Origin of the sequence: Shewanella sp. BC20, from assembly GCF_003129585.1 — a bacterium.
Lineage (GTDB): Bacteria > Pseudomonadota > Gammaproteobacteria > Enterobacterales > Shewanellaceae > Shewanella > Shewanella seohaensis.
Genome location: NZ_NHRI01000001.1, coordinates 52,235 through 76,724 on the forward strand (window position 1 = coordinate 52,235; position 24,490 = coordinate 76,724).

The window sequence follows — 24,490 nt, forward strand, 5'->3', positions numbered from 1 at the left end:
GTAGGCTGGCGATGATTCAATAAGGGTAAATGTCATTCTGCACATTCCACTCTATCGGCCAAGATATCGGCAACATCTTCATCATGGTCGATACTAAAGGCGATAAAGTCATCAGTCTTAGGTATCGCTTGATACACTTCCGTCTGAGTAAACTGCAGTAGGCATTCGGAAAATATCGAACGTATTTGCCCCACTATGGCTTCCCACTCGCTAAAGTCATCCTCGGGTAAACGCTGTTGAATCACCTGCAACTCGTCCTCTGAAAGCACATAAAGCGTACTCACACATTGATATTCCCAGTCCCCCGTATTGAACTTAAGCTCTTGGATGGCTTCAGGGTTTTGGTATGACGTAGCCCATTTCCCTGACTGGTAATAGGCTAAGCAACGCTGGAAATCCAATTCAGTATTAAAACAAAGATTTAACTCTGCGTATTCTGCATTTGTATCGAAGGCGAAGGCATAAAAGGTTTTATCAGGATGGCTTAATAAAAACCGCTCAACCTCCACTGTTGTAAACCGCATTATCTCGGCTTTGATCCGTGTAACAAGCTGATCATCTAATGGCATAGAGATTTTTCACCTAAACATATCCTTTGAAGTTACGTCGTATCACTCAGCTTAAGCCGGCCTTATCCGCTCGACGTTTGTGCCACATTTTACGATTAGAGCATGAAGATGAAGTCCAATTACAGGATTTGTGCGCTCCATTTCTCATTGCCATAGCGACGATTCTTATAGCTATCGATACGCCATTCATCGGCCTTTTTAAGGACGATAAACAGATACTCATCTTCGAAGTGAGTGTTGGTTTTGATATAGATTTCGGCTCTGCTCTTATGTTTTAAGTTAACGAGCAGCTCAAGGGGATGGTCACAACCATTAAACTTTGAAGGAAAACCAAAGGAGTTGCGAACTTTACCGCCGTAAACACGGGGCTTATCGGTACAAAACGCATCGAATAAGGGGGGAGATTTGTTCATTGAGCAGTGCAAACCAGTCGGTTTGCTCCGCATAGTGAAACTCAGTTTCGGGCACGGCCTTTCTTAAAGCTTCTTCCTCTGCTTGCAGTTTGGCATAGAGATTATTTTCGATCTCATTCCAGCTTTGGCAGAAAGATAACACATGCTGTGTTAAATACGCTTTTAATTCAATCTCATCCATGTCGATTATCTCGTCCTCTTCTTGGGTCACAGGCGGCGACACTATAACCAAACGGCCTGTCGGTCACAAGTTTTGATTTCTGCCAGCATAGATAAAAAACATAGTGATAATTCATTAGCTTAGAGTGAATTAGCCAATCTATTCTCCCCAATATGGCTTGGCTGTTAACGCTACCATGATTGTCATTCTTTGTTTACAGCTCAAAATGTTTACAAATTGCTACCTTTGTTATTTATTTGTTAAATGCAAATTCCTGTGTTAGGTTGAAATCGCCTAAGTCAGCAGACGCCCGTCTGTCCATAGGAGCGCAAGTAGATGCTCCGTGTCGCTTAGGTCTTACAACCTTGATAACAAATGGAGCAAGCACAATGAAATTAACCAAAATCGCGAGTGCCGTTATTGCCTTATCTGTGGGCGTTATTGCCCAAGCCCATGCCGACGATAATCGTTATGTCATCCAAGTCGAAGCGGGTCATGCAGGCATTGTGAAGGCACTGGCTAAAAAATTAGGTGCTGAAATCAATCTTGAAGGGGATGAATTTATTGCAGCGACTTTTACCGGTAAAGATCTCGCCCAAGTAAAAGGCCTGTTAAACAATCCACATATCACCCTGATTGAAGAAGACGTTCGCCGCCATCCTATGGCGCTGTATAACGACGATGCGGGCAATCCAATGACCCAGCAAGTCACGCCATATGCGGTATATCAATCCCATGCCAACGAAGTGACCTTTAACCCAAATGCGGGCATGAAGGTGTGTATTATTGACTCTGGTTTAGATAGCTCAAACCCTGACTTTAACTGGAACAACATCACTGGCGACAACGACCCTGGCACGGGTAACTGGTTCCAAAATGGTGGCCCACACGGCACTCACGTGGCGGGTACTATTGGTGCGGCAGACAACAATATCGGTGTAGTCGGTATGGCGCCTGGCGTACCTATGCACATCGTAAAAGTATTCAACGCATCGGGCTGGGGTTACTCCTCTGACTTAGCCTATGCTGCCAACAAATGTAGCAATGCTGGCGCTAAGATCATCAGCATGAGCTTAGGTGGCGGCGCAGCTAGCAATACTGAAAAAAATGCCTTCGACGCCTTTACTGCGGCGGGTGGTTTAGTGGTCGCGGCTGCGGGTAACGACGGTAACTCAGTACGCTCTTATCCAGCGGGTTACCCATCGGTAATGATGATCGGTGCTAACGATGCCAACAATAAGATTGCCGACTTCTCCCAATACCCAAGCTGCGTGAGCGGTCGTGGAAAAAAAGCCGTCAACGATGATGGCATCTGTGTTGAAGTTACCGCAGGTGGTGTCGATACCCTATCAACCTACCCTGCAGGCATGGCAACGGCCTCAACCTTAACCGCCGATGGCGCAACAGTCGCATCATCAGCAATGGAAAACCCAGGTTCAGCCACAGGCAATACCTACTTTATGGGCACGGCTCAAGCCGTGGATTCTGGTGCGAACGGTAAGATTTGTGTTATCGATCGCGGCGTGATTTCCTTCCACGATAAAGTGCTTAACTGTGAAAACTCAGGCGGTGTCGGTGCAATTGTTATCAACAACGTCGCGGGCATGCTCTACGGCACTTTGGGTGATACCAACGCCACCACCATTCCTGCAGTTGGCGCTGCATTTGAAGATAGAGCGAGCCTAATCGCTGCACAAAACGCAACGGTTTCAATCGATTCGGTTGACTACGGCTTTATGAGCGGTACTTCAATGGCGACACCAGCAGTATCGGGTATGGCGGCACTGGTATGGTCTAACCATTCACAATGTACTGGTACACAAATCCGTAATGCACTCAAAGCAACGGCAATGGATGCGGGCACTGTGGGTAAGGATAACTACTTCGGTTATGGTATCGTCAACGCGAAAGCAGCCGATGCTTACCTCACCACCTATGGCTGCTCTGGCAAATAGTATTTGGCCAAGATAATCAGCCAAGATAATCCCAATAAAAAACCAGCACTTGTGCTGGTTTTTTATTATCGACTGGAGTTACTTAAACCAACCTTTGATACTGCTCAGCAGTGAACGGCTGTAAAAAGGCGCGCTCTTGGCTTGGCAAAATGTCGCAATTGGCTCGACGCTGTCGCCATGTAAATGATGCACCTTAATGGGCCAGCTGTCCTGCCCAAGTTGACGCTCGAGCAACTTCACATCGCCACGAATACGATTAATATCCTCTGAGTTTTCAGCGGGTAATTGGAGAACTAGGCTTAAGGCATGGTCCGACGTACTTCGAACAAAATCCAAGCGTGACGATTCCAACAGATAGGCCTTCTCGACGGCTTTATAGTTCGACAGCAACGCTTTGAGCTGGGCGAAATGCGGATACTCATGGGGCTCGATATTGCCAAATAACGAGAGTGCGCCCCTGTGCTCCACCAACTCAAGCTGTGATGACAGCATCAAGCGTACTTCGTGTGCATCCAAGGATTTCGACATATTGCTGTTAGGGTTCAGCGCCATATCGCTCCCCGATTGCAGCAACACATGGAGCAGCGTCTCGGCATCGAGCGTCATCACCCCATGGTGCGCAGTGCCTTCGCTCTTCATCAATTCGATGGCCTTATCGACGGCGGTTTGAGATGTGAAAATCGGCGTAAAAGGATGATCACTGCCATCCTCGAGGGGGACATACCACTGGGTGATGCCGATAGCCATCGCACCTTCACCCGCCTCGGGCGCCTCAGTGCTACTCTCACTCAAGATAAACAGGGTTGATTGGCTAAGTTGTTGATAAAACTCGGCCGCATACAGATTGTCTTGGAGGGCCTTCACAAAACTTTGTTCGAGTGGGGTTGTCGCTTCTAGGGTGTACAACATTGGCAAACTTCCTGTTATTAAGCGGTTCAGTCCTTTACTATCAAAGAGTTAAAAATAATTTTTAGCCATTCGATTCACACTGACCAGATTAAATCGCATGGGCATGGTAAAACATTGAGGGCGTCGAATCGAGCAAAACATCCCACAATTGGAATTAAAGCAGGCACTTAGTACTGTACCGAGCCTGCGCAGTCGCAAACTCGGCACTCAGGAGTAACTGATTGATAAGGTTAGAGACTTAATCCCCACACCTCGAAGGCATCGCGGCAAAGCTGCTCACGAAAATCTGGATGAGCGATATTGATCAGCGCCTGCGCCCGCTCGCGCAGTGAGCGGCCACGCAGGTTCGCCGCGCCATACTCGGTCACTATGTAATGCACATGGGCACGCGTCGTCACAACCCCAGCACCGGGCGATAACACAGGAGCAATGCGGGAAATCCTGCCGCCCGAGGCGGTACTTGGCAAGGCAATCACAGAGCGGCCACCTTCGGACAGCCCCGCGCCGCGAATAAAGTCCATCTGCCCGCCAACACCCGAATAAATCTTAGTGCCTATCGAATCGGCGCAGACTTGGCCAGAAAGATCGACCTGCAATGCCGAGTTAATCGCCATCACATTGGGGTTTTTACGAATGATGGCGGTATCGTTCACCTGCTCGATATCCATAAAAATGACCGCAGGATTATCATCCACATAGTCGTATAACTTCTGGCTACCTAAGGCGAAACCTGTGACCAGTTTTCCGGGGTAAAAACGTTTCTTGCTGTTGTTAATCACGCCCTTTTCGACCAACTGCAAAATCCCGTCAGAAAACAACTCGGTATGCACGCCTAAGTCTTTGTGTTCGGTCAGGCAAGACAACACTGCATCGGGAATCGCGCCAATGCCCATCTGCAAACAATCGCCATCACGCACTAATTCAGCCACGTTTTTACCTATCGCCAAACTCACGGCATCGCCGGTGGCAAAGGCATGGATGGGCAAACTGGCGCTCTGTTCATACACGGCGGCGAAACGGTCGATATGGATAAAACCATCGCCGTGGGTGCGGGGCATTTGCGGGTTGATATGGGCGATGATTTTACCCGCCACTTGGCAGGCGGCTAAGGTGGCCTCCACCGAAATCCCTAAGGAACACATGCCGTGTTTATCGGGCGGCGACACTTGAATAATCGCGGTATCGATTTTTTGCTCGCCGCTGCGGAACAGTTTAGGCACTTCCGAGAGGAAAATCGGCACATAGTCGGCGTCACCGCTTTGTAATAACGGCCGAGTCGGCACTCCACCAAAGAAACAACGATGGCGCAGATGACCACGCAAATCGGGATGACTTAAGGACTCAGCGCCTTCGGTATGTAGCTGTAATAAGGTGAGATTTTCAAGAGTGAGCGCTTGTTTTGCCAGCGCATCCAATAAGACTCTGGGGGTCGCCCCCATGGAATGGGTCCACAGGGTTTCGCCACTTTGAATGAGCGATACCGCTTCGAGGGCACTTTGACACACAATCGCAGGCATACTGAATTCCTTCGCTAAACTGATCCCCATCCCTTTGCGCATCTTGTGGCGAGGATGCGCCACACGCTTTGTGTCTCCGCTCCCCCAAGGGATCCGCAAAGCCAATACCGCAAAGGAACATTTTATTAGCAGCAGTGTAAGCGAGTTCTAAAGTAACTAACATCCATTTCAACGACTTAGTCCGATTCTTTACCAATACTTTGCGTTAAGTCAAAACTCGCACCCAAAGCGAGAGCCGTTAATCCAAACGTTTAGAGAATCGCAGGCTCGCCACCAGCAGCCCTAGGCAGGTAAAGCCAATCATCCACAAGGCATCAAATTGCAAGTCACTCACCTCGGCATCCCTCAGCACAATCGCGCGGGACATGCGCATAAAGTGCGTCGCGGGTAACGCCTCGGCAATCCACTGCGCCGCCACGGGCATGGCCTCGTAGGGGAACATAAAGCCCGACAACAGAATCGACGGCAGCAGGATAAACACCGTCATCTGCATCGACTGTAACTGGGTTTTCGCTATGGTCGAAATCACTAGGCCTAAGGTCAAACTGGCGCAGATAAACAGCATGGCCGCCAGCGCAATCGAGTCCAAACCGCCGCGGATCGGCACGGCAAACAGTAAATGTCCGGCGGTGAGAATAATGGCCAATTGCACAAAGCCCACTAATACATAAGGGGTGATTTTCCCAAGCATTAGCTCCAGCGGCCTCACCGGCGTAGTGATTAAAAACTCCATATTGCCCTGCTCTCGCTCGCGCACAATCGCGGCCGAGGTAAACATCACCATGGTCATAGTTAAAATGACCCCTAAGAGGCCGGGGACGATATTCACCACAGAACGCTGCTCAGGGTTAAAATACTGCACCACCTCAAAACTAGGGGGATTCGATTTGACCGCCCTGCCCGCAATTTCATCCAGTGGCATTTGCCTTAAACTGCGAATGGTGGAGGCAACCACAGTATCCGAGCCATCCACCAACCATTGCCCCACGGGCTCGGCAAAATAGGCCTGCCCCGCAAAGGCGGGATGTCGCACTAAACGCTCGTCGAGATCGGCGCCCAAATACAGCACGGCTTTTACTTCGCCCCGAGTAATGGCCGCATCCGCCTCGGCGGCGCTCAAATAGCGATGTTTAAAATCAACGACTTGAGTCGCTTCTACCGCTTTGACCAAGGCGCGGCTATAGGCGGAGTCGCTTAAATTCACTAAACCTGCGGGCAAATGGCGCGCATCGGTGTTGATAGCATAGCCAAACAGCATCAACTGCACTAAGGGGATCATCACTATCATGCCGAAGGTCATGCGATCCCGCGATAGCTGCCTGAGTTCTTTGACGACCACGGCCCAAATTCTACGTAGCATCTTGAGCCTCCACTGTCATGGCCTGACTGCCGTTTGGCGGTGTTAGCTGGGCACGCCCGCCCGTACAAGTGACAAACACATCCTCAAGGCTTGGGCGCACCTCGGTCAGTGCCCGCCCCGCTACCCTTGGGCTTAGCCAAGCCAGCGGATCTGCAATCGAACTTTGCACTAATACCCGTAAACGACTGCCAATCTGCGCCGCCGATAACACGTTGGCGTCGCTTATCAGTGATTGTTTAAGCTTGCGTAAATCCTCCCCCGACACTTCAATGACCCGCGCCCCCATGGCCGCCATGAGTTGTTGCGGCGAGCCGTCGGCGCGTTTTATCCCGCGCTCTAAAATCGCGAGACCATGGCAACGCTCAGCCTCATCCATATAGTGGGTCGAGACTAAAATCGTGGTGCCTTGGGCACAGAGGTCGAACAACCGCTCCCAAAACTCGCGGCGATTTTCAGGGTCGACCGCCGACGTCGGCTCATCGAGAAATAACAGCTCGGGGTGATGCAAGGTCGCGGCGGCTAAGGCTAAACGCTGTTTCTGCCCGCCACTCATGGAGCCAGCCATTTGCTTCTCGCGCCCCGCCAAATCGTACAGACTTAATAGCTCGGCCAAACGCGCCTTGGTTTGGCGACGATTCAGCCCATAAATTTGCGCCACAAACTCAAGGTTTTCCCGCACCGACAAATTGTCGTAGAGGGAGAATTTTTGCGTCATATAGCCAATGCGGCGGCGCAGTTTTTCCTCGGCGCCGGGCAAGGTTTCGCCCAGCACCCGAATATCCCCCGAGGTTGGACTCAGCAGTCCAGTTAACATCCGAATAGAGGTCGATTTACCGCAACCATTGGGGCCTAAAAATCCATAAATCGTGCCCTTAGGGATAGCTAAATCGAGATCTTCGACCGCATTGATGCCACCGAAGGCGCGGGTCATGCCGCGGGTTTCGATAGCAAACTCAGAAGCCGCGTTTGATGTTTCTGCCGCTGATGTCCCAGCGACGGATATCCCTGCTGAAGCCTGTTGAGCACTCATGGCAGCAGTACCTCAAGGGCCATTCCCGTGGGTAAATCCTCTCCCTCTGGCGCAATATCGATATCGGTGAGATACATCAGTCGTGCCCTATCACGTTCATTTAACGCATAAAAAGGAGTGTAAGCCGGTTGACTGCGAATATTACGCACTGTGCCTGCAATAGGCTGGGTGCGACCATCGACAAGGATCTTCACTTGGCTCCCCGCTTTGACCCTATCGAGCCAAGTTGCTGGCAGATATACCCGTACATAGGGATGTTCAATTGCCAATAAACCAATAAGTTGGCTACCTGCGACCACCCTGTCCCCCACCCGCCAAGGCAAGGTATCCACCACTGCGGGTCTTGCTGCCACTAGGCTTAAATCCTTGAGGGCTTTTTGCTCCTGCGCCACGCCTGCCATCGCCGCCTCGACTGCGGCTCTGGCTTGCTCGAGTTGCTCACTACGGGTGCCGTTTTGCAGCAGTCTAAGGCTCTGCTCGGCTTCGGCCTGCTTGGCAAGGCTGGTATCACGCGCCGCGCGCGCCGCATCTAAGTCCGCTTGGCTGAGCACCTTAGTCTTAAATAACTGTTGCGTACGCTCAAAATTCTGCCGCGCTTCTTTCACGCTGGCATTGGCGCCATCGAGGGCCGCGCGGGCTTTATCTATGTCTTCCGAGCGAGCCCCCGTCACGGCTTCTTCCAGCTTGGCCTGCGCCTGTTTAAGCTCGGCCTGACGCTGGCCAAGGCGCGCCTGAGCGGCTGTGCTGTCCAACTCGAGTAACACTTCCCCCGCCTGCACTTGCTGGCCTTCGACCACATTAATCCGATTAATCAGCTCCCCCACGGGGGCGGTGAGGGTTAACCTGTCGCGCTCGACGGTGCCCAGCACGCGGGGCGATTCATCGCCGCAGGCCGTCAATTGCAATAACAGCGCCGCGCCCAATAGACTCGCCACCAGCTTGCCCCATCCTCGGGGAGAAGGTTGCCGCACCTTAACTGACCTAACTGTTAACCTATTGGTTAAAATCATAATTCACTCCTAGGTTCACGCATCACCCCCTGCGTAAATACCTGCATATTGTGTAGCGCTAACCGTTGTAAATCCGTGCCACTGGTACTAAAGAGGCCAAACTGACGCATCAATACCGGAGGCGCGATCAGCGGAAACACCATCAAACTGACAAAACTGAGTCGCACAAAATTCGGATCTAGCCCCTCCTTGAGAATGCCAGCGCTAACAAATGAGGCTTCGAGCCATTGGCGCGAGAGGGACAGCATTTGCTCAAACACAGACAGCATGATCCGATAGGCTTCGGTGCCATCACTCTCCTGCAGCACACGGACAATCAATCGCGGTAATCCGGGGTTGGGCGCCATCACCCGATAATAGGTTTGCATTAAATCGCCCACATTATTAGGCGCTTGCGCCGTGGACACTTCTCGTAAACGGGTAATCACAGGCTCGAGGGTTTCTCGCACCATCTGCTCAAACAGCCCAGCCTTAGAGCCAAAGTAATAACGGATAAGCGCCGCATCCACCTCGGCCACTCGAGCAATTTCACGGGTCGACACTGTGGGATAACTGCGTTCACTAAAGAGGCTGACGGCGGCGGTGATCAGCCGTTGGCGCGCATCTGAGTTGCCCTTAGGGCGGCCTGCCGCCTGAGAGGTGTCGGCATGGGTAGCAAATGGAACCACCCCACGGGGGCGGCTGGGAATAAGCGACATAACCAGCTCCAGCAGAATTCATCTATTGATGAATATACTGAAAAGCTGCTGGAAAAGGCAGCAGTTAAATTCCTCATTTTGATTCAAATTGAGGAATTTAACCTAAAAGGCTTAAGGTAGAGGTTTCAGCCGCTTAAGCCACTTTTACCTCTCACTCAACGGCTTAAACGCAGGAGTTGAGCTTAAGGCTCAGGGTTCAAGGCTGAGATTTTAGGCTACAGCTTACGCCCCTTTAACGATGGCGCTTAAACGTGCGATAAATTGCTGCACAGCTTCAAGGGTATCAAAACTAAACGCCAATCCGTAGTGGGTTTCGTTAAGGCTTTTATGTAAGCGCTTGGGAAAACGCGTCATTTCCGCATTGTGGTAATAGTCATACTTGGCATGTACGCCCGCTAAGGTGGCTAGTTCGCTTGAAAACACCTCAAAAGCTGGGCGAATAATCAGCTGCGCGGTTTTGCCCTCCATATGCAGATAAAATGCTTCCTTGGTTTCCGGCAACATGTATTCGGTAATGCTCTTCACCGAAAAATTGCTGCGACAATTTAGCTCGGTTAAACAGCGGCTCATTTCCTGTTGTGTAATAGCCAAAAGTGCCTCCTGAAAGTGTAAACATCTTGATATACAGAACAATAAACTGATTAGCCTATCAGTGTTAATAAAAATAATTTCCCACAGCTTTAGGCAAATTTAAACAGCTTAATACGCCATGCGTTTTATTAGCGTTTACTGATCAAGTAATTAGCGTGTCCCTCCCCCCTATTAAAACACAGTCAAAAGATTGTCGCTATGTCATTAAATTGTATGGTGAATTTTTGCTTGCTAGCAGAAAATGTTGCGACTAGGTTAATAACCCAGAGTGGAAGTCGGGCCAGTTTAACCCTCGATGCTAAAGCCTAGTAATGATGTGTTTTAGGCTTCCATTCCCAAGGTTTCGCCGTATTGATTAAACCTGACAAACGCTTGCCATGCCGAACGCTGCGACTTAACGCCATTCACCCGACACTCAATGGCCGTTAGCAATGGACTGCAAGGCCGTGCTCAATCACTAAGAGATGAGAAACACCCATGAAGATAAAAAACACCTTAATGCTCTTGGGTCTGTTAGCTGTCAGCCCCACGGTATTTGCTGCAACGGGTATCGCCTTTGTCCACGGAACGGGACACCAAACCAATGCGTTAGCCGACTATTGGACATCGGAGTTTGTTAACTCGGTGCGCCAAGGGATCCCCGTTCCCAATAATTACACTGTCATCAACTGTGACTTCGACCAATATATGTGGGAAGAAACGGCCGCTGGCTGCCTTGCCACTCAGCTCAATAGCTTTATTCAAGCCAAGAATATTGATGATTTAATCCTGCTCACCCACTCCAATGGCGGCAATGTGGTGCGCTGGATTTTATCCAACCCCACCTGGGACAGTCGTTATCCTGCGGTGATCAAAGCCACCTCCAGAGTCATCGCCCTCGCCCCCTCGAGTGGCGGCACGCCGCTGGCCGATGCGGTCAATCAAGGCAATGTGTTCGAAACCAGCCTAGGTTGGCTATTAGGTTATGGCAGCAATGCGGTCAAACAGCAGCAAGTCGGCTGGATGGCAAACTACAACAACACTTGGCTCTATGGCACCTCGGGTCGCCCAAGTTTAGGTAAACCCTTCGAGGTGGTTGTCGGTTCGGATGTGGATTCCGCCATTTGGGACAGCGACAGCTACTGCGCTGGCTATCAATATCAGGTCGCCCTCGAAACCACCCAAAACTGGCTCGATAGCTGCTCCGACGGCTTCTTAAATTGCAGCTCGCAAAAAGCCGCAGGCACAGTCTGGTTTACCGATAAACAAAAGACCCGAGGCCAAGAACCGTTAAGCCATCAGCAGAGTCGCCGTGCCTGCTTTAACTTAGACACGCTGATCCGCAACCATATTTAAGGAGCCTAACATGCAACCTTTTACACTCCGCACCTTAAGCAAAATGGTCAGCCTCGTTATCTTAGGTGGCCTGCTCGGTGCCTGTCAGGATGAGGCGCCCGCGCCAGAGCCACAAAAAGAAGCCAGCCCAATGTATGCCAAGGGTTTAACCTTAGCCGCGCCGACGCAGAGCGATCTTGTCGATACTAATATCGCCTCGCCAACCCTCGCGCCGATTAATACCAGTACCGATTACGTCAGCTTTATCACCCCTCTCTACGGCGAATACCAAGCCAGTCAGCCCATGCTTGAGCAGGCAAGCCAGAGTGATGAGTATTGGCTCAATGTCACCGGCGCCGAGCTAAATGCTGGTGTGCAACTCAACTTAAGCCAAGCGGGCAGCTTAGTGCGGATTGCGCCCCGCGGCGATGTCAGCACAGGTGCCTTAATGCATGCCGATGTCGTTTCCCCCGAGCGGGTGCAAATTCAGCGGATAGGCCAAACGCCGCAGGGGAAAAACGCCAGCCCACAAGCCACGGAATCCTTGGTTAAATCGCTGGTGAGCGCCGACGCCTTAGCCAGCGCAGGGTTAGCCGATGACTCCAGCGCACTGCAAATGTCTGAAAAGGCCACGGCCGGAGAATATCGCCTGCAAGTCAGCCAGCCCTTGGTCGCTAAGGCCAACTATCTGGTCAACGTGAAGGAAAAAGGTTCGCCCTATCAACTGAGTATCAAGGCGCCGAGCGCGATTGCGGCCGATGCCCAAACGGTTGGGGTAAAACTCGCCTTAAGCCAAAGCGACAATCAATTTGCGCCTCAGGCCAAACTCAAGCAAGCCGATGGCACAGAGCAAGCGCTGGCCATGGTGAAACAGGGAGATGAATGGCAGGCTTTAGTGCCCGCAGACTTACCGCTTGCCAGCAGCAATGCGGGGCTGAGTGAAATCGAAGTCACAGTCCAGACTCAGGTCGATGGCCGCCCAGTACAGCGCACGGTGAAAACCGCGTTTAAGTCCTTTGTGAACTCGGCCAGCATCAAACCCGAAGTGCTAACCGTCTGGGATAAAGGCGTACCAAATCAAGTCAACTTTGAGCTCGATATCGCCGAAGCGGGACGCTTTGGTTTGAGTGGCGTGCTAACGGGCACCAATGCCGAGGGTCAAAAAGTGGCGATTATGCGCACCCAAGCGGCGACTTGGTTAACGCCCGAATCCCCCAAACTCAAGCTGATGTTTGACCCAACGCTCATCCAAGCATCGGGTCTGCAACCGCCCTTCGAACTCAACGAGCTAGAGCTGCAAGACCAAGGGCAAATGGCGCGGTTAAGTTTTCAGGCCAACGCACTGGTGCTTACTCGCTAACTCAATTGAACCTAATCCCCACCCTTTTCTCCCTTCGCAACCGCTTTGAGTGCCCACCTTGGGCACTCTTTTTTTTTTGAGCACTGTCGCGAGCCAGCCACTGCGCAAGCTGCCTCAACTTAACAACAAAGGTTGCCGAGTGATAGCCAAAACCCGCAACCCTGTGATAAACAGAGTGCTAAGCCACGCAATATCGTCACAATGACGATATAAAATTTACATTGATTACCTAGGGTTATTCCTTTTAAATAACAAAGGGTCTAGGCATAATGTCAATGTTTTGACGTCATGCGAAATGATGACACTCAATGTATAAAACGCGCTAACAATAAAAATAACAGCGACTCGCGGCTCCCTATTTCCCGCCTGAGTCGATGCTCAAGCAATGGAAATCCTATGAGTGACAGCACATTTTTTTTGGGTGAATGGCAAGTTAATCCCAGCGCCAACAGCCTGCTTCTGGGTAAGCAAGTTAAACAGCTTGAGCCTAAGGCGATGGATGTGTTGTTATTTCTCTGCCAAAACGCCGGTGAAGTGGTTAGCAGCGACGAGATTGTCAGCCATTGCTGGCCGGGAGTCGACACAGGCGATAATCCACTGCACAAAATTATCAACCAGTTACGTCGCGCACTTGGCGATAGCGCCACCGAATCCCGTTACATTGAGACCATCCGCAAACGCGGTTATCGCACCTTGGCCGAGGTGCGCTTTCCCGTAGGCCACGAGGCCAGCGTCACGCCACAGACTTGGCAAGGTGGCTCGCCGTTTCCGGGCTTGCAAGCCTACAGCGCCAACTATGCCGACGTGTTCTTCGGTCGCAGCGAGCAAATTAGCACCCTGCTGAATCGCATTAGCCAACAAATCCAATTTGGCCGCGCCTTCTGCTTAATTTTGGGCCCCAGTGGTAGCGGTAAATCCTCCTTAATTAATGCTGGTGTATTGCCTAACCTCATGGCCGCCAATGGCTTTAATGGCGTCGGCGTTGTGGCCTATAGCAGCCTCGATTTTGCCGATGTCAGCAAGGGACAACTGCTCACCGATCTGGCCAGTGCCATGCTCGACTGGGAGCTAAACGACACCCCAGTCTTTGAGGGAATGAGCGCCGATACGCTTGCCGCCAAGCTTGAGCAAGATCCACAGAGCATTGTCGATATATGCAAACAAAGTCTTAAAAATCAGACCTATGCTACACCACGCTTTGCCCTATTTATCGACCGATTAGAAGTCTTATTATCATCGCCGCTGTTTAGCGACGCCGAGCGCAGCACCTTTATCGAGCTGTTAGAGCGCCTTGCCACTTCCCATGCGGTGTTGATTTTAAGTGCCTGTCGCAATGACTTTTATCCGTTGCTGGTCAACTACCCCAGTCTGATGGCAGGCAAAGCGCGCGGCGCCCATTTCGACTTAGCGCCGCCCACTCGCACCGAGCTGTTGCAAATGATCCGCCTGCCAGCCGTTGCCGCCAATTTAACTTGGGAAATCGATAGCGACACCGCCATGCCGCTCGATGAAATGCTCTGTAGCGATGCAGCCAGCAACCCAGATGCGCTGCCTATGTTGCAATACACCTTGCAGGCGCTGTATTTACAACGCAGTGACGATGACAAACTATTGGTTTCTGTGTATCGCACCTTGGGCGGTATCGAAGGCGCTATCGGTAAAAATGCCGAGCAGGCCATCTCCCATTTAACCGAGGCCGAAAAAGCTAGTCTTCCGCGGATTTTGTCCCTGTTAGTCACCCTGCGTGAGGATGAAAAATCCATCACCAGCCGTACCGCCCGCTGGTCACAGTTGCAAAGCGCGGCCGAAACCGCCCTAGTGCAAGCCATGGTCGATAGCCGCTTATTTGTGTCCCATCTGCAAAATGGTGAACCCTGTTTTAGCATCGCCCACGAAGCCCTGCTGCGTCGCTGGCCAAGGGCGACGGCATGGATCAGCGAACATAACGACAGCCTTAGCATTAAGAGCCGACTGCAGCATTTATCCCAGCGCTGGCTCAGCGAAGCCAAACACAGCGCCTATTTGCTGGCCGAGGGTAAACCCTTAAAAGAGGCCCAAAGCCTTAGGCAAAACCCCTTGTTTGACTTAGACGAGCGGGAAACCGACTTTATTGCCGCCTCCAGCAAACGCGCCACTATGCTGCGCTGGACGAGGCGCATCACAGTCGCCCTGCTGTGCGTACTCACCTTAACCTCGGTCATTATGAGCGTTCGCAGTATCGAAGCCGAAAAGCTGGCCCAGCAAAAACGCCTCGCCGCCGAAGATTTGCTCGGGTTTATGGTGGGTGACTTCGCCGATAAGATGCGCGGCATCGGCCGGATGGACTTACTCGACGGCATCAGTAATAAGGCCTTGGAATATTTCACGGATTTCTCCAGCCAAGACGATGAGAAGTACTTAAGCTTCGACGCCCGCTTCCAGCATGGGCAGACCTTAGAGGCCATGGGCGAAGTCGCCTATTCACGCAATAAAATCGATGAAGCCCGCAGCGCCCTACTCGCCGCGCAGGAAAAAATGCTGCCGCTACTCGAATTGCAGCCAGACAACTTGGCCCTGCTAAAAACCTTAGGCGCCAATGCCTTTTGGTTGGGTCAGCTTAAATATGATGTGAGTGATTGGGCATCAGCACGTCCTTTTTGGGAGCAATATTTACTATACAGTCAAACCATGTATGCCATTGCGCCAGATGATAAAGATGCGCAGATGGAGCTGTCCTATGCCCATAACTCGCTGGGTTCTGTATCAATGAACCAGCAAGAATTTGCTAAAGCACAGCAAGATTTTGAAGAATCATTACGATTAAAGTTATTGGCGCTCAAAAATGCCCCTGAAGATAGCCAACTGATTGCCGATGTGGCCAATGCGCGTTCTTGGTTAGCTAGTGCATTAACCTCCCTTGGCGATATAGATACCGCAATCAAGCTCCAAGAAGAAACTCAAAATCAATTACTCAACTCCCTAAATCAAAATGATGCCTATATGCGCGATAGATTAGCCAGTACTCTAGGCAGATTAGCTGAATTACTTGAGTACAAAGGCAATTTAAAAGCAGCACTTGAAAAATTGTTACAGGCCAAAAACTTAACAGAAAAATCTCTACTTTTAGACGCTGATAATGAAGTCTGGAAAAGAGATTTATTCTATATTCGGACAAGAATATTGTTTTTAAATAGTTTCATTAGTGACCCAAGAGTAAAAGAGACTTCTCAATCACTTTTAGAACTTTTTGACTCCAACTTTAAATCAATGGACAAACAAAGAAGAGATTATTTATATGCTAATGCATTATTCTCAGCTGCCATAAATGAAATTAAAAATAATTCACCCCTAGGCTATGACAGCCTAAAAAAATCAAATGCCATCTTCTCTGAGCTAGTAAAAAACGCCCCACAAGAAAGAAGATACATCATTGGTTTTGCAAAAACTAATATGGCAATAGTTGAAGCTAGGATGACAGTAGACAACAAAGAAGAGTATTTAACACTTTGCCAAGAAACCCAAAACATATTGCAACCATTAATAGAAAAAGATAAGAATCCCGAAATAACCATGCCTTACTTAGACTCGAAGAACTGTCAAGAAAGATAATCTTAACTCCCAAATATAATCAGTAACTGTACTTTAAAGAGGAAAATGAAATGACTACAACACAAGGCTTATCTCAGTTTATTAAAGTGAATGTCACCTTAGAAAACGGTGAACCTGAATTTATCTATACCGATGCCAGCGGTCAACAGTGCCCAGGTGATGTCACCATCACTCAAGCTGGTACTGTAACTTACTTACTCAATGACCAAACTGGTAAAGGTTTAAAATTTGTCGGTGTAGGTTTTGTGACCCCATTCGACGAAATCGTCGATGCAGTTACCATTAGTAATGATGGTATGTTAGTGCAACTCGTGGATCTCGATAGAACCCCAGGCACCACTAAATTCCAATTTGTATTAAGCAATACGGCAAATACCTTACTAATTTTAAGTCCTGATCCTGAAGTAATTAACAAGCCAAATCTATAATTAGAGCGGGACTGCTAAGCAGTCCCTTTTTTCCCTTCCCCCCCCTCTACTTGCCACAGCCAAACGCCTGAGTGTCAATTCCCCCCCTTTTAACCAATCCTTCTTTGCAAATTTGTGGATTATTTCACCTTCATACGACATTAATAGCGCCGAATCGGCGTGAATACTACCCAAAACCATTCGGAAGTTAATTTTTTATTCATTTATAAACAATAATTTAAAACAGAAGGTAAGCAGAAGGTATCTTTTCTTCCGCCAGAATAAAGTCATCCTCAGAAAAGCGCCTAGCGCAGATGATTAAAGTTCACGGAGAAAGATAACAATGACAAACTCACCGAAACTGGCTCGCCAACAACCCGCCTTATCCATTGTCGATGATGCTGCATTGCCCGCAACTCAACCTGCAAAGAGTGCCGAGCTACCGCTGAACTTTTTCGAGCATTCTTCCCTCGAGACCATTGAGCTCTTTATTCAACATTTAACCGAAGCCGTGATCTTAGTGAATGCCAATGGCTTTATCCGCTCGTGCAATCAGCGCAGTGCCGAGCTGCTCGATTGCCCGCAGGCGACTTTAAAGGGCCAAGACTGGCGCAATTTTTTGACCGAACATCATCAAGCGCGCTATGACAATCTTCTGAGCCACGATGTGCAATTAGGCACCAACTGCGGTCACCCCGTGCAGCACCCAGCGCAGGAAACTACGCTGATTTGCGCCTCTGGCAAGGCCAAAGATGTGGAGTTGTCTATCTCTTATATTCCCAGCCATGAACCAGTGTTTGTGATGGTGATGCACGATTTAACTCAGCATAAGGCGGAAAACCAAAAGCTGCGTAAGTTGGCCGCCACCGACTCCCTCACCCAACTGGCGAACCGTCGCTATTTTGATGAAATGCTGCAACAGCACTGGGAAGAATGCACCGCCAAACTGCGCCCTATCAGCGTAGTCATTATCGATGTGGATTATTTTAAGGTGTTTAATGATCAGTTCGGTCATATCCAAGGTGATGAATGCCTTAGAAAAATTGCCAAAGTGATCGCCACTATTGTGCCTATCGACATCGGCCTTGCGGCCCGTTACGGCGGCGAAGAGTTTGCGCTGATCCTGCCTAATCACAATGCCAAAATGGCGCTGACCATAGCGCAAAAAATTCAGCAAGAGATTAATAACATACGTTTTACTGACCAAGGGCTCAGGGATTATGTCTCGGTAAGCGCCAGCCAAGGGATTGCCAGTGAAGTCAATGGCCAGTTCCGTACCTCACTCGCCATGGTGTGCGCCGCCGATACCGCGCTTTACCGCGCCAAGGCCGATGGTCGTGACCGGATAAACGCCTCACTGTAGGTCGAAGCGATTGCAGCTTAAGCAATTGTCAGGGAATGAAATTAAACAAGGATGTTGCCGATGAAAACGCCGAAAACACCCCATAGCGCTTCGGATACGTTAATCAACACTGTGGCTCAAGCACAGAGCCAAGAGACAACCGCCTCAATGAATTCACTTTCCTTAACGCCATTGCCCCTCAGTCACACACTCGATGTATTTACTTTCCAGGCGTGGGTGAAAACCCTGCAGGGCGGGACTGTATTTCAATATTGCGACCAAGCCAATTATCCCAGCTTTATCGTACAAGTTACGCCACTTGGCCATATTGAGATTCGAGTTAATAGCCAGTTATTACAGATTGACACTATTTCCACCTTAGGCGGCTTAAATGATGGTTATTGGCATTTATTATCCATTACCTACCAATACCATGAATTAAGCTGTTTTATCGACGGAGATGAAATCCATTTACAACAGTATTCAATCCCCTTAACGGATGAGGCTCAATTAAAATTTGCCACGCAAACCACTACGGATTTTGATGGTGAGATAGTTAATATCAACTTGATTGAAAGCTGTTTAACAGAAGCCGAAATTTTAGATTGTTATTTACATCCACACCAACAAGCGGCGCTGATTGACAGTAATTTATATATTTATCCTAAAAAACATGCAAAGCATGAACTCCACTTAATGCCAACTCAATTGGCAAGACAGGAAGTCATGCTCATTATTTTTAATGACACCGAATATAGTTTTAATAAGCAGAACTTAAACAGCAACCACTTTAATAAGCAGCTACCCAGTATTATCCCTGCCCATGAACGCTGCGCTTATATGATTGAATCCAGCAGTGATAATTGGCCGCATTTTATTTATAAGGCGAACTATCAGGCGAAAGAAAGTGCCGATATCAAACTAAGCTTCGATATTTTAAAATCCCTCACGCCCCATCGCTCACACATTGATTTACAACTGAGCAATGAACTGGAATTTGATTGCTTTATTAGCCAGTCGACCTCGAGCCGATTAACGGCCGAGATCCGCATCAGTGAAAATGTGGTCACCCGACAAGCTAAGCATTTTATGCGCTTTATTAACGAAGTGCGCAGCCATATTGCCAGCGACCATATCATTACCGATGGCCAGTATTATGCTGAGCAGGATTTTTGGGTGAGCACGGGACAACAGATGTTGGCCTACGAAAAAGCCTGCCAACTGTTTAATCGCCGCTTGCAAAAAAAGCCCCTTGCCATCATCAAATGCCGCAGCAGCCAAGAGGTAAAACTGGTCTACAAGACGGCGGTCGATTATCACCTTGCGATTAGCGTGCGCTCCAGCGGCCATGATCACGAAGGGGAAAGTGGCGAGACCAATAGCATAGTGATCGACTTATCTTCGATGAACAGCATAGAGCTCGATCCCATCAGTGGCATTGTCGCCATTGGGCCAGGTTGTACCATGCAGGCCTTAACCCACTTTCTCGCCCAAAAGGGCTTAATGCTGCCCCACAGCACCAGCGCCTCCCATGCCTTGGCGGGCTTTATTATGGGCGGCGGTTGGGGACCTTGGTGCCGCAAATACGGCATGTGCTGCGAAAGTTTAGTGCAGGCGGAAATCGTGTTGGGCATAGGTGAAACCCAAGTGGTCTCGGCGGCCAATAAGCCCGAACTCCTTTGGGCGCTCAAGGGCGGCGGGGGCCTAAGCTATGGTATTGTGACCCGTTTTTTTGTGCAGACCTTTGCTCTGCCCCCAAGCCTGCTGAAATTTGAGCTGGAGTGGAACCCGTATCAGAAGGACAGCCAACAGCTACGAGAAACCACCCCGACCTTAAGATTATTGGAGCGTTGGGAGCAGATTATTCTGGCCGATAATCTGCCTTGCTTGCTCGGGACTAACCTTAAAATTCAAGCCAAACCCGCCCTGTTACAAGGGGTAAAACCGCCATTAAGCACTGTGATGCAGGCGCCCCAAGAGGCTAAACATAACTGCATTATGTATGGCTATTGGGAGGGCAATCCCGCAAGCCTTGCGCACTTTATTAAGGCCCAGTTTAGTGAAGTCGGTTTAAAGCCAAACCGGGTACAAATGGCGGCCATGGGCGGCTTAACCCAATCCTATGGCGATGAATTGATGGAGAGCTGGAACCGCGAAACGATTCAGGATTTACAACCCGTCTTAAACCATAGATTGGCTGAACTGCTTAATGATAAGGACATACAACTCTATAAAAATCAGCGGCAACACTCACAGGATCTACTCAGACCCGCGCCCCATAGGGTGACATCACGCTTGGCCCATGCGCAGGGACTAAAACAGGGGCACATCGCGCTTATCGACAGCCTCACCTCATCCCAACTGATTGATGGCAATCGGCAATTAGGCTTGTTTACCTATGTCACCCTAAGCGCAATTGCCGGGGATTTTTATCGCACGCTCAGTGAAGTACAAAAAAGCCAGAGCGCCTTCCCCTACAAGGAGCAGGCCTACATTATTCAGTATCAAGCATGGTGGAATAGTGAACTCCAAGAGCAAGCCTTAATGCAGGTGAACTCAGTGTATCCCCGAGTGAATAAGGCGCTCGACTGGATAGACACCTGCCGCGATGCCAGCATTGCCAATAGCTCTGGCGCCTTTATCAGCTTTAAGGACAATACCATACCGACCGCACGCTACTTTGGGCAAAATTACCAAATGTTGCAGCAGGTTAAGGCCAGTTATTGCCAAGACCCCTTAAATCATTTTCGCTCGCGTAAGTCGATTGTGTAGCTGAGGATTGATGGCTTGCTAGCGCAGTCAACCCATCAATCTCGGCTTGTGTCGGGCGGTCTGCATCTTTATCACACCGCGCCAACACAGGGTTCGCAATAGCACTCGCCTAGGCGGCATTTTTAAGGCAAACTCAGCTCCCTTCGTCGTTGAATTATTTGCATTAAAGGTGATACATGACACCGCCACCCGCACTGGCCATAGTGCTTGCCCTACTGGCCGCGAGCCTGATGGGCACCATTGGCGTATTCGCCCGTTTTGCCGCCCTGCCCGCCGAACATATTACCTTTTACCGCCTGCTACTCGGCGCGCTGTTTTTAATGGCCTATATGTTGTTAACGGGTAAGGGACAGCAAATTCGCCACAAACCCAGCAAGCGCACCTTGATAAATGGCGCTATGTTGTCGGGATTTATGGCTTTTTATATCGAGGCCATTGAATATACCCAAATGGCAACGGTGATCATGATTATCTATCTCGCCCCTGTGCTGGCGTCACTCTTTGCCCATTTTGTGTTTCACGAGAGGCTTAAGCGCTCCAGCATCGCCAGTGTGGTGCTCGCCTTGCTAGGCTTTATGCTGATGCTGCCCGTAACCTCGAGTCAGTCACTCTACGACAATGAAATCTTGGGATATTTTTATGCCCTGCTCGCATTGCTGACCTATTGCGGCTTTATCATAATCAACCGTAAACCGAGCGCCGCTTCGCCCTATCAAAGCACCTTAGTCCAGCTCAGTGTCGGCGCCCTCTGCTTACTACCCTTAGTGTTAACGACGCCCTTAGTGCCGAGTCTGAATCAATTTGCTTGGCTGCTGGCGATTGGCTTCTTTCCGGGATTTTTAGCCATTCTGTTTGCGGTAAAAGCCCTCGCGCAGCTGCCTTCGGTCACCTATGGCACCCTCTCCTACGTCGAACCAGTGGTCGTGGTCGCACTCGCTTGGTGGTTATTTGATGAGGCGCTCACAACGCAGCAAATGCTGGGGGTGGCGCTGATTATGTTGGCGGGTATGGCACAGGGCTACTTAAGCCAGCGCCACTCGGCCAGCAAAACCTTGAAGGATTGCCCGACTTAAGCGTACAGTTAAACGCACAATTAACCATATGGCTAATAATGGGCACTCGGGTTTAACAGGAGTCTTAAGTGAAAAAACTACTCTTACTTATCAGTGTATTAGTGCTATCGGGTTGTTTGGGCATGCCACGCAATGTCGAACCCGTTAAGGATTTTGAGCTCGAGCGTTACTTAGGCAAATGGTATGAAATTGCGAGGCTAGACCATTCCTTCGAGCGCGGATTAACCCAAGTGACCGCCGAATACAGCCTTAAAGCCGATGGTGGGGTGAAGGTGATTAATCGAGGTTATTCTGCCGATACCCAGCAATGGAAAGAAGCCGACGGTAAGGCCTATTTTGTCAACGGCGATGGGGAAGCCTATTTAAAAGTCTCCTTCTTCGGGCCATTTTATGGCTCCTATGTGGTCTTTGGGCTCGACCAGCAAGATTACCAATACGCCTTTATCTCGGGGCCTGATACGGATTATTTATGGCTATTGGCAAGAACCCCGACCGTGTCCCCTGAGGTGATTAAGCAATTTGTCGAGATGGCAAGCGCCCGCGGCTTTGATACCAGCAGCTTGATTTATGTCGAGCAAAAAGCCGAAGTTAAGCCATAACGGCTCAGCTTAGGCCAACACTCAAGCCCAATACTCAGGGCCAATACTCAAGCTAAAAGCCAGCAACAAAAACGCCGCTAATAAGCGGCGTTTTTTATCTGAACACTTAAGGCGAGTTAATCATTAAAGCCAGTGATTAGCCTTCGATGCCCTTGCTCACGAGGAACTCATCATAGGTGCCCTTGAAGTCATTCACGCCGTTCGGAGTGATTTCAAGGATACGGTTGGCCAGTGACGATACGAATGCGCGGTCGTGACTCACAAACAGTAAGGTGCCTTCGTATTTTTCCAGCGCGTTGTTTAATGATTCGATCGATTCCATATCCATGTGGTTGGTTGGTTCGTCGAGCATCAGGATATTTGGTTTTTGCATGATGAGCTTACCAAATAACATACGACCCTTTTCACCACCCGACAGCACTTTGACTGACTTTTTGATGTCATCGGCGCTAAACAGCATACGGCCTAAAATACCGCGTACCGCTTGGTCGTCGTCCTCTGGTTTACGCCATTGGCTCATCCACTCGAAGAGAGTCATATCGTTTTCGAAATCTGACTCATGGTCCTGCGCGTAGTAACCGATGTTGCTGTTTTCAGACCATTGGATCAGACCTTCATCCTGAGGAATATCATGGATTAAGGTACGCAGTAAGGTCGTTTTACCCACACCGTTTTCACCGAGGATGGCGATACGCTCACCCACTTCAACGATAAGGTTTAAGTCTTTAAACAGCGGCGTGTCGTAACCTTTGGCTAAGTTTTCAACCACTAATGCGTTACGGAACAGTTTCTTTTCCTGATCGAAACGAATGAATGGGTTAACGCGGCTAGAGGCTTTAACTTCTTCCAGCTTGATCTTATCGATTTGACGTGCGCGCGAAGTTGCTTGTTTTGCCTTAGAAGCGTTCGCAGAGAAGCGCGCCACGAAGGTTTGCAGCTCAGAGATTTGCGCTTTCTTCTTGGCGTTGTCGGCCAGCAGGCGCTCACGGGCCTGAGAGGCCGCTTGCATGTATTCGTCGTAGTTACCTGGGTAAACGCGCAGTTCACCGTAGTCTAAGTCTGCCATATGGGTACAGACTGAGTTTAAGAAGTAACGGTCGTGCGAAATGATGATCATGGTGCTGTCGCGTTGGTTCAGTACGTCCTGTAACCAGCGGATGGTGTCGATGTCCAAGTTGTTGGTGGGTTCGTCGAGCAGCAGTACGTCTGGATCGGAGAACAGCGCCTGTGCCAATAACACCCGCAGTTTTAAACCTGGCGCGATTTCAGACATCAGACCGAAATGGCTTTCGATACCAATACCGACACCGAGCAAGAGTTCACCGGCGCGAGATTCGGCGGTGTAACCGTCCATTTCGGCAAATTCCATCTCAAGGTTTGCCACGGCAATGCCGTCTTCTTCGCTCATTTCTGGCAGAGAATAAATACGGTCACGCTCTTGCTTCACCTTCCACAGTTCACGGTGGCCCATGATCACTGTATCGATTAGGGTGAATTCCTCATAACCGAATTGGTTCTGGCTTAACTTACCCAGACGCTCGTTGACGTCTAAGGATACGTTACCGCTGCTCGGCTCTAGATCACCGCAAAGGATCTTCATGAAGGTTGATTTACCGCAGCCGTTCGCACCGATAAGACCGTAACGGTTACCGCCGCCGAATTTAACTGAGATGTTTTCAAACAGTGGCTTAGAGCCAAACTGCATGGTGATATTCGCTGTAGTGATCAAAATGAACTTCCAAATCGAGTTAGGTTGGCCGGACGTCTGGCAAGGCAACTAAGTATAACCCTATTTGCAAAAGCCAAGCTGTCTAACCTGAGGG

20 protein-coding genes are annotated in these 24,490 nt (G+C 49.7%); 9 read left to right on the top strand and 11 right to left on the bottom strand.

All coding sequences use genetic code 11. From position 1 onward, the window contains the following. Window positions 1-32: 32 nt before the first annotated feature. The 3 genes from CBX96_RS00255 to CBX96_RS21620 all read right to left on the bottom strand — a co-directional run bounded on the left by CBX96_RS00255 (window position 33) and on the right by CBX96_RS21620 (window position 1,193). On the bottom strand, window positions 33-524 hold the full coding sequence (locus CBX96_RS00255; RefSeq protein ID WP_258293746.1) for a DUF4303 domain-containing protein: 492 nt from the start codon (window positions 522-524) through the stop codon (window positions 33-35). 164 nt (window positions 525-688) lie between these two features. Further along, window positions 689-982 carry a RhsIA family immunity protein gene (locus CBX96_RS21615; RefSeq protein ID WP_258293747.1) on the bottom strand — a complete coding sequence of 98 codons (294 nt, stop codon included), beginning with the start codon at window positions 980-982 and terminating at the stop codon, window positions 689-691. Beyond that, the gene (locus tag CBX96_RS21620; protein ID WP_258293748.1) at window positions 939-1,193 is read right to left on the bottom strand and encodes a hypothetical protein; all 255 of its coding nucleotides are present in this window, start codon (window positions 1,191-1,193) and stop codon (window positions 939-941) included. Before CBX96_RS21620 ends, CBX96_RS21615 begins: the two co-directional genes overlap by 44 nt. 338 nt (window positions 1,194-1,531) lie before the next feature. Between CBX96_RS21620 and CBX96_RS00265 the strand changes: the two genes are divergently transcribed. Next, window positions 1,532-3,097: a S8 family serine peptidase gene (locus tag CBX96_RS00265; protein ID WP_109285309.1), complete on the top strand. Its 1,566-nt coding sequence runs from the start codon at window positions 1,532-1,534 to the stop codon at window positions 3,095-3,097. Window positions 3,098-3,175: 78 nt separating this feature from the next. Here the strand turns inward: CBX96_RS00265 and CBX96_RS00270 are convergent, their stop codons facing one another. From CBX96_RS00270 to CBX96_RS00300, 7 genes are all read right to left on the bottom strand, one after another. Beyond that, entirely contained in the window at window positions 3,176-4,006 is an 831-nt protein-coding gene (locus CBX96_RS00270; protein ID WP_109285310.1) for an SseB family protein, read from the bottom strand. Between the two features lie 230 nt (window positions 4,007-4,236). Next, complete coding sequence (locus CBX96_RS00275; RefSeq protein WP_109285311.1) at window positions 4,237-5,523, bottom strand: acetyl-CoA hydrolase/transferase family protein; 1,287 nt, start codon at window positions 5,521-5,523, stop codon at window positions 4,237-4,239. A 238-nt stretch (window positions 5,524-5,761) separates the two neighbouring features. Next, the gene (locus tag CBX96_RS00280; RefSeq protein WP_011626661.1) at window positions 5,762-6,883 is read right to left on the bottom strand and encodes an ABC transporter permease; all 1,122 of its coding nucleotides are present in this window, start codon (window positions 6,881-6,883) and stop codon (window positions 5,762-5,764) included. Continuing rightward, window positions 6,873-7,814 (bottom strand): ABC transporter ATP-binding protein, encoded by a 942-nt coding sequence (locus tag CBX96_RS00285; protein ID WP_109285579.1) that lies wholly within the window; start codon window positions 7,812-7,814, stop codon window positions 6,873-6,875. Before CBX96_RS00285 ends, CBX96_RS00280 begins: the two co-directional genes overlap by 11 nt. Window positions 7,815-7,909: 95 nt before the next feature. Further along, a complete protein-coding gene (locus CBX96_RS00290) occupies window positions 7,910-8,923 on the bottom strand; it encodes an HlyD family secretion protein (RefSeq protein WP_109285312.1) in 1,014 nt (337 codons plus the stop codon). Continuing rightward, on the bottom strand, window positions 8,920-9,621 hold the full coding sequence (locus tag CBX96_RS00295) for a TetR/AcrR family transcriptional regulator (protein ID WP_011623328.1): 702 nt from the start codon (window positions 9,619-9,621) through the stop codon (window positions 8,920-8,922). Before CBX96_RS00295 ends, CBX96_RS00290 begins: the two co-directional genes overlap by 4 nt. 222 nt (window positions 9,622-9,843) lie before the next feature. Then, the gene (locus CBX96_RS00300; RefSeq protein ID WP_011623329.1) at window positions 9,844-10,191 is read right to left on the bottom strand and encodes a hypothetical protein; all 348 of its coding nucleotides are present in this window, start codon (window positions 10,189-10,191) and stop codon (window positions 9,844-9,846) included. A 498-nt stretch (window positions 10,192-10,689) separates the two neighbouring features. On the opposite strand from CBX96_RS00300, the gene CBX96_RS00305 reads away from it, so the two are divergent. The 8 genes from CBX96_RS00305 to CBX96_RS00345 all read left to right on the top strand — a co-directional run bounded on the left by CBX96_RS00305 (window position 10,690) and on the right by CBX96_RS00345 (window position 22,667). Continuing rightward, the gene (locus CBX96_RS00305) at window positions 10,690-11,547 is read left to right on the top strand and encodes a hypothetical protein (RefSeq protein ID WP_109285313.1); all 858 of its coding nucleotides are present in this window, start codon (window positions 10,690-10,692) and stop codon (window positions 11,545-11,547) included. A gap of 10 nt (window positions 11,548-11,557) precedes the next feature. After that, the gene (locus tag CBX96_RS00310) at window positions 11,558-12,886 is read left to right on the top strand and encodes a DUF4785 domain-containing protein (RefSeq protein WP_109285314.1); all 1,329 of its coding nucleotides are present in this window, start codon (window positions 11,558-11,560) and stop codon (window positions 12,884-12,886) included. Between the two features lie 396 nt (window positions 12,887-13,282). Beyond that, complete coding sequence (locus tag CBX96_RS00315; RefSeq protein ID WP_109285315.1) at window positions 13,283-16,474, top strand: winged helix-turn-helix domain-containing protein; 3,192 nt, start codon at window positions 13,283-13,285, stop codon at window positions 16,472-16,474. Between the two features lie 50 nt (window positions 16,475-16,524). Further along, a complete protein-coding gene (locus CBX96_RS00320; protein WP_109285316.1) occupies window positions 16,525-16,902 on the top strand; it encodes a DP-EP family protein in 378 nt (125 codons plus the stop codon). A gap of 322 nt (window positions 16,903-17,224) precedes the next feature. Further along, entirely contained in the window at window positions 17,225-18,244 is a 1,020-nt protein-coding gene (locus tag CBX96_RS00330) for a sensor domain-containing diguanylate cyclase (protein WP_089067446.1), read from the top strand. A gap of 60 nt (window positions 18,245-18,304) precedes the next feature. Continuing rightward, window positions 18,305-20,995 carry an FAD-binding protein gene (locus CBX96_RS00335; RefSeq protein WP_109285318.1) on the top strand — a complete coding sequence of 897 codons (2,691 nt, stop codon included), beginning with the start codon at window positions 18,305-18,307 and terminating at the stop codon, window positions 20,993-20,995. 176 nt (window positions 20,996-21,171) lie between these two features. Beyond that, the gene (locus CBX96_RS00340) at window positions 21,172-22,068 is read left to right on the top strand and encodes a DMT family transporter (RefSeq protein ID WP_109285319.1); all 897 of its coding nucleotides are present in this window, start codon (window positions 21,172-21,174) and stop codon (window positions 22,066-22,068) included. Between the two features lie 68 nt (window positions 22,069-22,136). Further along, window positions 22,137-22,667, top strand: coding sequence for a lipocalin family protein (locus CBX96_RS00345; protein WP_109285320.1), 531 nt, complete (start codon window positions 22,137-22,139; stop codon window positions 22,665-22,667). Window positions 22,668-22,803: 136 nt separating this feature from the next. Here CBX96_RS00345 and CBX96_RS00350 read toward each other — a convergent pair whose 3' ends face one another. Further along, on the bottom strand, window positions 22,804-24,396 hold the full coding sequence (locus CBX96_RS00350; RefSeq protein ID WP_083757913.1) for an ABC-F family ATPase: 1,593 nt from the start codon (window positions 24,394-24,396) through the stop codon (window positions 22,804-22,806). Between the last annotated feature and the right edge of the window lie 94 nt (window positions 24,397-24,490).